The sequence below is a fragment of the Canicola haemoglobinophilus genome (assembly GCF_002015075.1).
Taxonomy (GTDB): domain Bacteria; phylum Pseudomonadota; class Gammaproteobacteria; order Enterobacterales; family Pasteurellaceae; genus Canicola; species Canicola haemoglobinophilus.
Genome location: NZ_MUXZ01000009.1, coordinates 1 through 13494 on the forward strand (window position 1 = coordinate 1; position 13494 = coordinate 13494).

At 37.3% G+C, this 13494-nt stretch carries 14 protein-coding genes, 1 tRNA gene and 1 pseudogene; 3 read left to right on the forward strand and 13 right to left on the reverse strand.

The features are described 5' to 3' along the window. Positions 1-207: 207 nt before the first annotated feature. Positions 208-1926, reverse strand: coding sequence for a protein-disulfide reductase DsbD (locus B0186_RS03915; protein ID WP_078218094.1), 1719 nt, complete (start codon positions 1924-1926; stop codon positions 208-210). 211 nt (positions 1927-2137) lie between these two features. Between B0186_RS03915 and arcA the strand changes: the two genes are divergently transcribed. Then, positions 2138-2851 (forward strand): two-component system response regulator ArcA, encoded by a 714-nt coding sequence (gene arcA / locus B0186_RS03920; RefSeq protein WP_078218095.1) that lies wholly within the window; start codon positions 2138-2140, stop codon positions 2849-2851. A gap of 34 nt (positions 2852-2885) precedes the next feature. Here arcA and B0186_RS03925 read toward each other — a convergent pair whose 3' ends face one another. Together B0186_RS03925 and rluC are read right to left on the reverse strand one after the other, a co-directional pair. Then, positions 2886-3383, reverse strand: coding sequence for a hypothetical protein (locus B0186_RS03925; RefSeq protein ID WP_078218096.1), 498 nt, complete (start codon positions 3381-3383; stop codon positions 2886-2888). Then, positions 3380-4351, reverse strand: a complete 972-nt coding sequence (gene rluC, locus B0186_RS03930) for a 23S rRNA pseudouridine(955/2504/2580) synthase RluC (RefSeq protein ID WP_078218097.1) — start codon at positions 4349-4351, stop codon at positions 3380-3382. Before rluC ends, B0186_RS03925 begins: the two co-directional genes overlap by 4 nt. Positions 4352-4773: 422 nt before the next feature. Here rluC and rne point away from each other — a divergent pair. Further along, positions 4774-7608 (forward strand): annotated as a pseudogene (gene rne, locus B0186_RS03935) (ribonuclease E). 155 nt (positions 7609-7763) lie between these two features. After that, positions 7764-7853 (forward strand) — tRNA-Ser (locus tag B0186_RS03940). A gap of 23 nt (positions 7854-7876) precedes the next feature. Here the strand turns inward: B0186_RS03940 and B0186_RS03945 are convergent. The 10 genes from B0186_RS03945 to B0186_RS03990 all read right to left on the reverse strand — a co-directional run bounded on the left by B0186_RS03945 (position 7877) and on the right by B0186_RS03990 (position 13295). Further along, entirely contained in the window at positions 7877-8956 is a 1080-nt protein-coding gene (locus tag B0186_RS03945; RefSeq protein ID WP_268875276.1) for a tyrosine-type recombinase/integrase, read from the reverse strand. Continuing rightward, a complete protein-coding gene (locus B0186_RS03950; RefSeq protein ID WP_235817168.1) occupies positions 8857-9189 on the reverse strand; it encodes a helix-turn-helix domain-containing protein in 333 nt (110 codons plus the stop codon). The genes B0186_RS03945 and B0186_RS03950 overlap by 100 nt, the downstream gene beginning before the upstream one ends. A 59-nt stretch (positions 9190-9248) precedes the next feature. Next, positions 9249-9560: a hypothetical protein gene (locus tag B0186_RS03955; RefSeq protein WP_078218099.1), complete on the reverse strand. Its 312-nt coding sequence runs from the start codon at positions 9558-9560 to the stop codon at positions 9249-9251. A 49-nt stretch (positions 9561-9609) separates the two neighbouring features. Beyond that, entirely contained in the window at positions 9610-9852 is a 243-nt protein-coding gene (locus B0186_RS03960) for a DUF551 domain-containing protein (RefSeq protein ID WP_158077953.1), read from the reverse strand. 161 nt (positions 9853-10013) lie between these two features. Further along, a complete protein-coding gene (locus B0186_RS11975) occupies positions 10014-10298 on the reverse strand; it encodes a hypothetical protein (protein WP_235817169.1) in 285 nt (94 codons plus the stop codon). Beyond that, a complete protein-coding gene (locus B0186_RS03970; protein ID WP_078218101.1) occupies positions 10285-10830 on the reverse strand; it encodes a hypothetical protein in 546 nt (181 codons plus the stop codon). Before B0186_RS03970 ends, B0186_RS11975 begins: the two co-directional genes overlap by 14 nt. Positions 10831-11063: 233 nt before the next feature. Further along, on the reverse strand, positions 11064-11705 hold the full coding sequence (locus tag B0186_RS03975) for a hypothetical protein (RefSeq protein WP_078218102.1): 642 nt from the start codon (positions 11703-11705) through the stop codon (positions 11064-11066). Positions 11706-11757: 52 nt separating this feature from the next. Beyond that, positions 11758-12387: a P22AR C-terminal domain-containing protein gene (locus B0186_RS03980; RefSeq protein WP_078218103.1), complete on the reverse strand. Its 630-nt coding sequence runs from the start codon at positions 12385-12387 to the stop codon at positions 11758-11760. Between the two features lie 354 nt (positions 12388-12741). Further along, a complete protein-coding gene (locus B0186_RS03985; protein WP_078218104.1) occupies positions 12742-12990 on the reverse strand; it encodes a type II toxin-antitoxin system HicA family toxin in 249 nt (82 codons plus the stop codon). Then, positions 12990-13295: a hypothetical protein gene (locus tag B0186_RS03990; RefSeq protein ID WP_078218105.1), complete on the reverse strand. Its 306-nt coding sequence runs from the start codon at positions 13293-13295 to the stop codon at positions 12990-12992. The genes B0186_RS03985 and B0186_RS03990 overlap by 1 nt, the downstream gene beginning before the upstream one ends. Positions 13296-13494 lie beyond the last annotated feature (199 nt).

A 13494-nucleotide genomic window follows, 5' to 3' on the forward strand; every position in this document is an offset into this window, starting at 1 on the left:
CGCCACCTTACGGACAAGATGGTCTTTAGGCACGAGTTGTTCGAGACTTATCATCTCGAGCTCATATTGGGGAGAGGTGGTATTTTTGAGCATAGGCATTTCCTTTTTCGATAAGCCTATTAGATCAAACCTCTAGAAAGATGTCTAGAGGTTTGTCAATGGTCTGAGATAAACCGCTCTTTAAAGTGCGGTTATTTTTTTTCTGATTTATGGGGTTGGTAACACATGATTTCTGAGCCATTGTTCAAATTCTTGCTTATCCATAAAGCCTGTTATACGAGCCTGCTCAATTTCTTTTCCTGATTTGTCGAAGAAAATAATAGTAGGCAAACCTAGAACTTGTAGTTGTTTCATTAGCTCTGTGTTAGCTGGGCTATTTTTTGTCATATCGACTTGTAGTAGTAAAACATGTTCAAATAGCGGTTGAACATTTTCTGCACTAAAGGTGTATTTTTCAAATTCTTTACAAGCAACACACCAATCTGCATAAAGATCCAACATTGCTACTGATTTTGGATTGTTGCTTAGCATTTGTTGTAATTCGATATAATTTTGAACAGGCTGAAATTGAACATGAGATAATTGTTGTGTTGTTTCTTGTCCATTTTTATGCCAACTTGGATTAAATAGGAAAAGAGCGGTCAAAATAGTGGCAATAACCCAGCCTAACCAGCTTTTTCTCCATTGTGTAAAGATCCAGATAATCAAGATAAATAGCCAGCTTGCCCATAAATAATCGGTATAATTTGGGAATACACGAGAAAGTAGAAAGATAGGTAGCAACAGCATGACAAAGCCAAAGGCATTTTTAACTTTTTCCATCCAAGCACCTGATTTAGGCAAAATTTTGTTACCAAATAAGGTAATTAAAATCAAAGGCACGCCCATTCCTAAGGCTAATAAGTAAAGCGTTAATGCACCCGTTTTAAGATCACCAGTTTGCGCAACGTAAAGTAATGCGCCAGATAAAGGTGCAGAGGTACAAGGCGAAGCAACAAGGCCAGCAATCATTCCCATCACAAAAACCCCACCAAAAGCACCGCTCTTTTGTTGTTGACTTAATTGGGTAAGTTTGGTCTGTAATGAGCTTGGAAGTTGCAGAGTAAACACCCCAAACATAGATAATGCTAGGAAAATGAAAATAACAGACAAGGTAATAAGCACATAAGGGCTTTGTAACGCTATTTGAAATGGTAATCCAATTGCGGCAACAATGAGTCCGAGTAAAGTATAGGTTAGCGCCATGCCTTGCACATAAACAAAGCTCAAGCCTAAGGCACGTAAACTATTTGGTCGTTGATTTGCACCGATAACAATTGCCGATAACAATGGCAGCATTGGTAATACGCAAGGCGTAAATGCCAAACCTAGACCTAATAAGAAAAAGCCTAATGGGGCGTATTTATTATTTAATAAGTTTGAGGCAAGTTTATTCTGTTCTGGTTGTTGGCTAGCAATTATTTCTGGGGTATTTATTAATGTATTGTCAATAGAAACTTCTTGAGTTTCTGGTGGGTAGCAAAAACCTGTGGTACAGCCTTGATAAGTAATTAATGCTTTATGAATAAATGTATTTTGAGGAAGATTAAGAGATATATTTAATTCACTGCGGTAAATCTCAGTTTCGCCAAAAAATTCATCTTGATGTAGTTCCGCATGAGGTAAATTTAAGCTATCAATAGAAAGAGTTTCTGTTTTGTTATCAGCATTCACCAATTCAATACTGATTTCTTTTTTATAGAGATAATAGTTTTCTGCAATATTCCAATGTAAAGTGAGTTTTTGTCCTTCTTGCTGACTACTAAATTGAAAGGCGTCTTCACTTTTTAAAAATTGTGTTTTTTTGTTAAAAATACTGCCTTGAGCTTGGATTGTGATGCAAAGTGCGGTAAGAAAAATAGAGAAAATGCTTAAAATTTTTTTCATTCAAACGTTCCTGGCTACTAAATAGATTAATTGCGAATTTACAAAAGGGTAACATAATATTTGCAGAGGTAGATTAAAACAAGTGTTTTATGATCTGTATCATGAAATTTAGTGCTATGCAGAAAAATTGTCTTTTTTCACTTGTTACAATAATGTTGCAATTATACAATAAGCCCAGTAACTAAATTGGATTATATTCTAGGGATAAAGTATGAGTACACCACAAATTTTAATTATTGAAGATGAAGTTATTACCCGAAATACGCTAAAAAGTATCTTTGAGGCGGAAGGTTATGATGTGCTAGAAGCATCAGATGGTAATCAAATGCATCGGGTACTTGCGACACATAAAATTGACTTAGTCATTATGGATATTAATTTACCTGGAAAAAATGGTTTAATGTTGGCTCGTGAGTTGCGCGAAAATACAAATACGGCATTAATGTTTTTGACTGGGCGAGATAATGAAGTTGATAAGATTTTAGGGTTGGAGATCGGTGCTGATGATTATATTACTAAACCTTTTAATCCAAGAGAATTAACAATTCGCGCAAGAAATCTCTTACAACGCACAATGCAAGAGATCCAGAAAACCAACACTAGCCAAGTAGATCAATATCGATTTAATGGTTGGACCTTGGATTTAAACTCTCGTTCTTTAATCAATCCTGAAGGCGAAGAATATAAGTTGCCGCGTAGTGAGTTTAGAGCCATGCTACATTTTTGTGAAAACCCAGGAAAAATTCAAACTCGTGAGGAATTACTGAGAAAAATGACTGGGAGAGAATTAAAACCACAAGATCGTACTGTGGATGTGACTATTCGCCGTATTCGTAAGCATTTTGAAGATCATGCGGATACGCCAGAAATTATCATGACTATTCATGGAGAAGGTTATCGTTTCTGCGGGGATATAGAAGCATAAATGAATTGACGAAGGTGAGATAAGTTCTCACTTTTTATTTATCTTGTTTTTCACAAACGCCTTTAAAATGTTTATTTTCTAATACATGAAGAAATTCAAATTTATTTTCAGTAAAAGTTTTAATGTCAAATTGAGTTATAGTAGGTAAGTTGTATCCACTTTTTAGCCATAGGTAAATTAAATTTTCTCTTGCAGCATAACTAGTATCAGTTTCTAATCTTCGCATAGTTTTATCTGAATGAATTTTGATTATTTTATAATCATTACTAGTTTCAATAAGAGAATTATCGCTTATCACCCATAGTCCAGTGTGCTTTGTTTCATATTTGAATTCTCGAGAAAAATCCATATAGCCAATACCGACAGAACTGCCATTTTCTAAATATTCGGTATGATCTACAGTCGTTAGGTTAAAAAGTGGATAATGAATAACACATCTCCATTTACCAACAATATCTCTTGTAGATATTGTTGGTTGAGCCATTGAAGAAATTGATATAGCAGATACTAAACAAATGATTAAAGATCTCATGCTTTATTTTCTCTTAATAATTTTAAAATATTTTTCATCGTATCATCTAATTGTGCTACTAAGCGTAGAGTTTCGCCTGTTTTGGGGTGTTCGAAACGGATAGCAAAAGCGTGTAAGAAAAGGCGATTTAAGCCAAGTGCGGTCATTTGTTGGTCAAAATTTTTATCACCATATTTATCATCAAGCGCAATTGGATGACCAGCATATTGAGTATGTACACGAATTTGATGCGTTCTGCCAGTAATTGGAGATGCCTTCACTAAGGTGGCATTTTGATACCGCTCTTCGACACTAAATTTTGTTTCTGAAGGCTTGCCCTGTTCACTTACTTTTACAATCCGTTCTCCGCTAGCCAGTTCGTTTTTCAATAACGGTGCTTGTATTGTTTTGCAATGAGATTGCCAATGACCACGAACAAGGGCTAGATAATCTTTTTGGATTGTTTTTTCCCTTAATTGCTCATGTAGGCTACGCAAAGCTGAGCGTTTTTTCGCCACGAGCAAAATACCTGATGTATCTCTATCTAAACGATGTACTAACTCTAAAAAGCGGGCTTCAGGGCGTAATGTGCGTAATGCTTCTATCACGCCAAAATTCAGCCCACTTCCACCATGTACAGCAATACCTGATGGTTTATTTAAGACTAGTAGATGCTCATCTTCAAAGATAATTTGTTGCTCTAATTGTGCAACTTTGTTTAATTTTTTGGAAATTGGAGCCTGTTCTTTTTCAGATACTCGAATGGGTGGAATTCTAATCATATCTCCAGTTTGTAATTTATACTCTGGTTTAACTCGTCCTTTATTTACTCTGACTTCGCCTTTGCGCAAAATACGATAGATTAAACTTTTAGGTACGCCTTTCAGTTTGGCTAATAAAAAGTTATCAACTCGTTGTCCACTTTCATCTTCACTAATTGTTAGCATTTTTACGCTTTGATTGATTATTTTTTCATGATTCTTTTGCATCATTTTTCAACTTTTTTACCCGATAAAATTGTTGCGTATCATAGCATAAAAAATAGGAATTACCTTGCTAAAATTTGTTTATCAGTGGATAATAGAGCCTATTTTTGAGCAGATAAAATGCTTAAAAATAAATAAGTTATCATTGGCGAGTTGTTAATGCTGCGAGTGGCGTAAGACATTAATATATCAATGATTTTATGTAGATTTAAGCAATCTGTGGCTTGCAAAATTACCCATTTAAAATAATTTTGTTTGTATTAAGAAAACTATTTCAACACATATCTTAATAACGCAATCAATGCACCCAGCAACTGACAGTCGAGAGACTGACATTTTGCGACAGACACGAGGTCGATTGCGAAGCAAAGTGCGGTTGTTTTAATTCTAGTTATTAATAATAAAATTTAGAGAAAAATTAAGCGATGAAAAGAATGTTGATCAATGCAACTCAAAAAGAGGAGTTGCGTGTTGCCTTAGTTGATGGGCAACGCCTATTTGATTTGGATATCGAAAGTCCAGGTCATGAACAGAAAAAAGCAAATATTTACAAAGGCCGTATTACTCGTGTTGAACCGAGTTTAGAGGCAGCCTTTGTTGATTATGGTGTAGAAAGACATGGTTTCTTACCATTAAAAGAAATTGCTCGTGAATATTTCCCAGAAGATTATGTGTACCAAGGACGTCCAAATATTCGTGATATTTTGACTGAAGGTCAAGAAGTGATTGTTCAGGTAAACAAAGAAGAGCGAGGTAACAAAGGCGCAGCTTTAACGACCTTTGTTTCTTTAGCTGGAAGCTATTTGGTGATTATGCCAAATAACCCAAGAGCGGGTGGTATTTCTCGTCGTATTGAAGGAGATGAACGCTTAGAGTTAAAAGATGCCTTAAGCTCTCTTGATGTTCCTGAAGGCGTTGGTTTAATCGTGCGTACTGCTGGGGTTGGTAAATCGCCAGAAGAATTACAATGGGATCTCAAAGTGTTATTACATCATTGGGAGGCAATTAAACAAGCATCTCAAAGTCGTCCAGCACCATTTTTAATTCACCAAGAAAGTGATGTAATTGTTCGCGCTATTCGTGATTATTTACGTCGTGATATTGGCGAAATATTGATTGATAGTCCTAAAGTTTATGAGAAAGCGAAAGCACATATTAAATTAGTACGCCCAGATTTTATTAATCGTGTAAAACTGTATCAAGGCGAAGTTCCTCTATTCAGTCATTATCAAATTGAATCTCAAATTGAATCGGCTTTCCAACGTGAAGTTCGTTTACCTTCAGGTGGATCGATTGTCATTGATGTAACTGAAGCCTTAACCGCTATTGATATTAACTCTGCGCGTTCTACACGTGGAGGTGATATTGTGGAAACAGCGTTAAATACTAATTTAGAGGCAGCAGATGAAATTGCTCGCCAATTACGTTTACGAGATTTAGGCGGTTTAATTGTCATTGACTTCATTGATATGACTCCTGTTCGTCATCAACGAGAAGTTGAAAATCGCATGCGTGATGCAGTTCGTCAAGATCGTGCAAGAATTCAAATTAGTCGAATTTCCCGTTTTGGCTTATTAGAAATGTCTCGCCAACGTTTAAGCCCATCTTTAGGTGAGTCTTCGCATCATGTTTGCCCTCGATGTCAAGGTACTGGAAAAATTCGTGATAATGAGTCTTTATCTTTATCAATTTTACGTTTATTAGAAGAAGAGGCACTTAAAGAAAATACAAAACAAGTACATACAATTGTGCCTGTTCAAATTGCATCTTATCTGTTGAATGAAAAACGTAAAGCAATCCATAATATTGAAAAACGTCATAATGTTGATATTGTGGTGGCACCAAATGAGGTAATGGAAACACCGCACTTTAGTGTTTTCCGCGTTCGTGAAGGCGAAGAAATTCATGAGTTAAGCTACAACTTGGCTAAATTACATGAAGTGCATGATGATTCTTGTGTAGCAGAAGAGTCTTTAGTTTCTCGCAATATTGAAAGTCCTGTATTGACAGCTGAAAGTGCGGTAGAAAATGCTGCAGTTTCGTTAGCTATTGAAACGCCAGCACCAATGCCTGTTGAGAGAAAACAAGAGAAGGTATCATTGTTAACGCATATTATTGCGGGCATTAAAAAGCTCTTTAGCGATAGTTCAGATAAAGATAAAAAAGCTAAAGGCGCACGCCATAATAAAAACTCGCATAACAATCTCCGTAATCAAGAACGACGTCCTAATCGCCGGAGCCGTTATGAGAGTGATAGTGTTAAGGGTGAGGATATTCGTAATGAAGATGCTCAACGCTCTCGCTCAGAACGTAATGCGAAACGCACGAAAAAATCTGTTGATGAGTCACAAATTAACACAGTGAAGACTAGCGAGCTAGATACTCAAGCTAAAGTTGAAGAAGTGATTGAAGTAACTCAAGCTCGTCGCCAACGTCGTGACCTTCGCAAAAAGGTTCGAATTGAGGAAAATTTAGCTGATGCGCCAATTTCTGTATCAATAGAAGAACAAGCTGTTGTAGAAAAAACATCAGAATTTGTGACAAGTGAAGTTTCTGTTTCAGACGTAGAGAATGAAAAATCTCCTGAACGTCAAGACAATTATCGTCAACGCCGTTTACCACGTCATTTAAGAGTGAGTAACCAAAGACGTCGCCGTAATACAGAAACGAAATCAGCAATGCCTCTATTTGCTGCGGTAGCATCTCCAGAGTTGGCAAGCGGTAAAGTTTGGATTGATCCTAATGCAATCACTCCAAGAAATAATAACTTCTTATCGGTAGATGAATTGTTACAGCAACAATCGCAGCAAGAAGAAGTTGAAGTTGTTATTCCAGCTAGCGAAATCTTGATGGACAGTAAATCTGATGACGTTAAGCCTTTAAGTAACTTTGTGAGCTAACCTGCAAATGAAGCAGTTGAGAAGAAAGTTCAAGAGTCCTTACAACGTTTAACACAAGATGTAGCGGAAGAAGTTTCTACTGCTCAATCTTTTGAAGCTGTTGAAGAAGAGCCAGTGGTTAAACCTGTCACAGAATTTGTGCGTGAATATGAGTTTAACGGACGTTTAGGCACAATTTCAGCAGTAGTGCATACAAAAGCTGAAATGACATTGGCTAAATCAAGTGATGAACCAACACAGCCTTTCCCAATTGTTGAATGGCAAGACTCTCGCTATTACTTCTATGGTAAAGGTGCTGCTGGACATCATTGTGCAATCAGTCATGTTTATTCAGAACCAACTAGAGCCCAAGCTGAGTAAGGTACATTATTAATAGTAAAATCCATGCTTATAATCAGAGCATGGATTTTTTCTTTTTTTAGAATGACGTAAAAAAGAGCAAATGATAGAAATCTATGGATTAATTGCTTGACTTCATTACTAAAAGCACTTAATATGCACCTCGCTTAAATCACGGAGGAATGGTCGAGTGGTTGAAGGCACCGGTCTTGAAAACCGGCGAGGGTTTACGCCCTCCGTGAGTTCGAATCTCACTTCCTCCGCCATAAAGTTTGTACTAAGTCGTAAGTTATGCCTTTGAAATCAGTAACTTACGGCTTTTTTTATTTTCTTCAATATTTTCTAAGTCGTCATTTTTTGCCTCTAGTTTTGTTGTGTCAATTAGTCCGTTTGACGTAAATTTGACATGGTTTGCGTAGGTCAAAAGATGGTCTGCATTTAGATGTGCGTACTTTTGTACCATTTCTGTTGTTTCCCATCCGCCTAACTCTTTTAAGGTTAACAGGGGAGTGCCTGCCTGAACATGCCAGCTCGCCCAAGTATGCCTGAAATCATGAAATCTAAAATCAGATATATTTGATAGCTCTAAGGCTTTATGTAAATGATCTCTATCTATATCTGTGATCATTTTCCCTTTGCCTCTATGAAATACATAATCTGATATTCGCTTGGTTTCTTTTTGGCGTAAAAAGTTAATAGCTGCACGGTTCAGTGGTAACGCCCTAGCTCTTCCTGACTTGGCGATATCGCTTGTTACAATCGCAATACTTTGGCTAAAATCAATTTTGCTCCATGTCATAGTGAGGATTTCTGTCATCCTTGCACCAGTCATTAATGCAAAGAAGCAAATATCCCTCATCCATTCGAGAGTCATATTTTTTAGCAAAAGATTAGCCTCATCTTTTGTGATCCATCTAACTCGCTTTTTAGGCTCCTCGTTTTTTGCCAAAAAAGGAATTGTATCAACCCAACCAGCCTGACGAGCTAAATTTAATGCTCTCATGATTGAGGTGCGATATCGATTTTGAGTAGATGGAGATAACTTTTTGCCTGTTTTTAATACGTGAGTTGGCAAATTGTTATATATATCATCACTTGTTAAAGAGCTTAGTAGCTTATGTCCTATGGTTTCTCGCCAATATTTTGCGTGTCGGATTTTGGTATCAAGATCTTTTTGATGTTCCGATTTTTCGAGAAATCTAATTAGGGCTTGTTCTACTGTGCGTTCTGGTCTTTTATTTAATTGATCTATTTGCCAAGCCTCATGTTTTAGCTTGTCGTGCATTTGTTGTGCGAGTTTTTTGTCAGTCGTTTTACTACTGCATCGAACTCGCTCGCCGTTCGGTGTGGTGAAATCAATTTGCCAGATGCCATTTTTGTTTTTTCTGATCGACATTTTTTCTCCTTATCGCCGACCAAAACACCTAATCGGCTTGTATTTTGCATTTCTTGTCGGTTTCGATCAAGCTCTGATGGATAAATCCGCCATACACTAGATCCGCTCATACGAAAAAATCCCCAATTCAACCGCTGTTGATAAACTGTGCTATAGCTGAGGTTTAATCTCTTGGCAGCTTGTTTTATTGTTAGTGCTTCTTCCATATTTCCTCCAAAAATAAACCCTAGCGGTTGCTAGGGTTGGTTTAAATAATCTACTTCTACTAATACAACATTTCCGAATAAAGTTCTTTTGATTCGTAACCAATATCACGACGGATTTGATTATTGGCTTTAGCGATTTCTAATGCCTCTTTTCTGCTTACAAAACGCATTTTATTTGTCAAAAATCCTTGTTCCTTTTGCCGCCATTCATCATACGAAAACTGCTCTAAAATAGAGTGAGTAAAAGTGTCCATATGCCGAACCGATGGGATATCAATTTCAATGCTAGGATCGCAAATGTTAAAAAATCTCACCGCAGCACATACAATCAATTCTGGTACTTGCTCACCTTTAGTGATTAAAGTTGTCATTATTCTTTCTCCAATAAAAAGCCCTCAAAATTGAGGGCGTTGTGTGGTTTTATTCAGTTTCAGGTGGTTGTGGGAGTGGTTGCCAATGAGTAATGGCATAGCATTTACCCTCTGGGCTATGAAAATTTTTATCAGCTCCTAAATAAGCCGCAAATATAAAAGGATTGTTATCCTTTTTGCTTTCTCTACCAAAAACTAAGACTACTTTAGAACGAGTAATTAGTTCAAAATTTGTAAATACTTCTGGAAGCCGCTCATCAACACTAATCCAGCCGTTGTTTTGTTTAGTCATCGTCTTGCTCCTCTTATTGCATCTAGCCATTCTTCTGCGTCTTCGCGAGTGGCGAAATAACCACCACTACCCAATGTGAGCTGGGAGACGTTTTTATGTTTCTCGCAGTAATTTAATTTTATAGGAGTAAAAACACATATATACCACATCCCCTCTTGCTGTTATTTTAGTGGACAAGGCAAATCCAACTGTACTCTTGGATTTGGTTCTTGCCACATACTTACTATGTCTTCATCATGCTCAAGCGATTGATTTACTTTTCCGTTTAATCTCCAGCTTTGGCGGTTCGCTCTTATGCGACCAAGAAAAGATTTTAAGAAATAACCGCTTAAAGGGCTTTCTGTATGAAATTCATCAGGAATTTGATATTTTACAAAGGCTTTACACCCGTTTCTTAATCTAACAGGCTCACCAGCTAGGGCTTTTTCTAGGTCAAAGGGTTTCATTTTGCTCCTCCACTAACTCCAACATTTCCCATGGGAAAGCTCTTTGATCTAATACTGTTCCGCTATATGTTACAATTGCATTCTCTATATCAAGATTGACTACTGCTTGTCCTTTTGTGCTAAAATATTCGCCTTGATTTTGTGCGATTACGCCATAAACTGCGCCGCGCCATGTGTCTATTTTTACTCTTGAGCCTGTTGGGAAAGGTAATGTATATCCGTTTTCGGCGACCCATTGTTGGAACATTTCTCTTTCTTTTTTGTTGATAGCAAAAGAAAGGCTTTTTTCTTCAAATTCTTTTGCTTCTGCATAACTCCAGCCATAGCATTTTATTAAATCTTCTGCCATAAGCTCATCGCTTCCCTTCCAATCGCTTAATAGAGCTTCATATAAGCCTGTTTCTTCGGCGGGTATACCTTCGCAGTCGTCGGGATATTCTTTTTCAATCCATACTTTAATAAATTTTTCAAATGCTTCGTCTGTTAATTCTGGGCGTGGGACTTCTGGAACCCATTTATTATTTAATATCATCTTAATTTCCTCACTTCTGCTGAAATAAATTTACACTTATTGTTGCAAGCTGTAGTTGCTCGTTTGCAATTTTTAGCTGGCTCTGCAAAAAACGGATTTGCTTTGCTGTTGATTATTTTCTGTCATAAACTCAGTTATCTGATCATTGTATGCCGTGAGCTGTTGGCATTGCCGTTTACAGATAGCCTTGTATTGTCTGAGTTTGCGGATAAGGGCAAAGGGGTTTTTGAGTTTCATTTTTGCGCCTTTAAATCAAAATATTGAAATTCAGTATCAGGGTTCATGCCTGCTAAAACAAGATGCACCATGTTTTCATTGATATTTAAAATCGCTGTATTGTCTCTTAGCTTGAATTCAATAGACGGCGTATCATCTTTGCTTTGTATCAAAGGTTTAAGTGCGGTAGCAATTTTCGAGGCAATTGCAAGGTTTTGAGCACTATAAGTTTGAGTAAAAATAGGCTCCCAAGATTTTTTCGTTTCATTTTGATAAACAAAGTTCAAATTTGGGAAAGGCAAATCTTGAATATTTGCTGATACAATGTTGCTATTTAACCTTGCGGTCAAGGTTCGTGATTGCGTGCTAAATGAAATATAAAGTTGGCGATCTTCTTCCTTTTTACCTGTTTTTATTGCACTAACTTGTTGCGCAAAGTCGATTGGCATAAGGAAACCTTTACAATCGCTGTCGCTGTATGCTTTAAAAATATTCGGCTGTGTTATAAAAGCTATATGTCCGTTTGTTGACTGTAAACAACCGTTTATCAGGTTAAAATAAACGCCATTGAGTTGTTCTCTTACATCTTTTTTAGCTGCGGCTAATACTGCAGCTTTTAAATAGAGCACATCCAACTTAAATTCGATTAAGTTTGTCATATTTGTTTCTCCAATAAAAAAGCCACTATGAAGTGGCTTGTGTTTTGTGGGTTTAGAAGTCTATGCGGTTTAAGAGGTTAATGGCTCTTATCCAGTTTGTTCGGTTCGATTGTTTGAATGGTTCAATTAATCGTTTGATGGTTTGAACGGTGGCTTTGTGGTGGCGTTTATATTCGTGGTGGTGACTATAAACAATGCCGCTGAATTTTGAGCCGATGGCGTTAAGTGGTTCGATCATATCGCCAAGCAGTAGGTTCATTTGCTCGTGGCTGCAATGTAGCCAGACGAGTTGTTCCAGTTCGTACTCGGTAAATTCAAAGGTGTAACGTTTTTCGGGCTCGGGTAAGGCGAGCTGTTTTGGCTGTGCGGTTTCACGATCTAAAATATCCAGCACCCATTTGCGAAACTCTTTGGCGACTTTGGTGTGGCTAAGCATTCCGATTAGGTGACAACCACGCAAGCTGAAAATTCTGACTTTTTGCATTCCCCCTGCGGTTTGCATATCCACAAGTGCGGTCATATTTGGGGTAAATTCGTCAATGTTACGTTCATAGATGCGTTTAACATCACTTGTTGGATTGCGATAACCTAATGCTTGCCCAATTTCGTTAGCTGTGAAATAAGTTTGGTTGTTTTGATTGATAACCGAAAGAGTAGTAGTTTGAAAAGTTAATGTAGTCATTTTGACTGCTCCTAGTACAAGTTTTAAAAAACTCATCACTAGCCACTGCAATAACTGGTGATGAACTAATCAAGGTTTGCAGTGCCGTTGTACTAGGTAAACGGTGGATCTTTCGATCCCCTTAATCAGTTCATCATTGACTACTTTTGAAAGGGTGGGGCAAATTGCCCATACCTTTTGAAAGGTTTGACTTACTGATTTTCGGCTATAAAAAAAGCCACCATTAAGGCGACCTATCATTCTAACCGCCTAGTACTAATTCAGGACTGCAAATCCCGACTTTCTGTTGAAAGTGGTAATAGTCTAATCTGAATAGGGGGCGGTGTCAAATAAAAAAGCCTGCGTGGTGCAGGCTTATTTCTTACTCTTACATTCTTTAAAAAACGCTTTGGTAGATAATCCAGCTTGTCTTGCCATGGCTTGAATGAGGACTTTATCAAAGGGCGATATATGCTTATCTACCGTTACTAAAAATTTCCCTCTATCGTCCACTCTAATCCATTGCTCGTGTGCGGTAGCTGTTTTGGATTTGATTTCAAAACCTAACCGCTTCAATGCACTGGTTACTTCTTTATAGGTCAGTGGCGTAATTCGGGTAAACATTAAGCGTAACAATCCTCTTCAAAAAATGATACGCCTTTTTTATTACCGTTTTTAGCAGATAAAAATTTAAACCAATAATATTTTACCCATAAGGAGAGTGGAGCAGGACGATTAAGTAACTGGCTAGCATGTTGAGGTTCAGCATTAACTTCTGCAATAAAATCCTTGATTTGTCCGTCTAGTTTCTCAATTGCTTCATCCATTGTATCGCCCTGTGCTGCCAAAGAGAGATCGAGACATATGGCAATATAGAGATTGCCTTTTTTGTAAGCCATGCAGCGGATTAATTTTCTATATTTTTTCATCATCGTCACCTTTTTAGACTAAAAAAGCCTGCTCAAGTTTACTTGGCAAGCTATTTCTTTAATCTAAATTGTTGCAAAGAACAAAATGATTACTGTCACTAATCGGACTTTCTGTTGAAAGTGGGTATATCCTAAATCAAAGGGCGGTGGGTGTCAAATAGTAAATATGATCTCCAAGTGTTAGAATTATGGTGTTCAT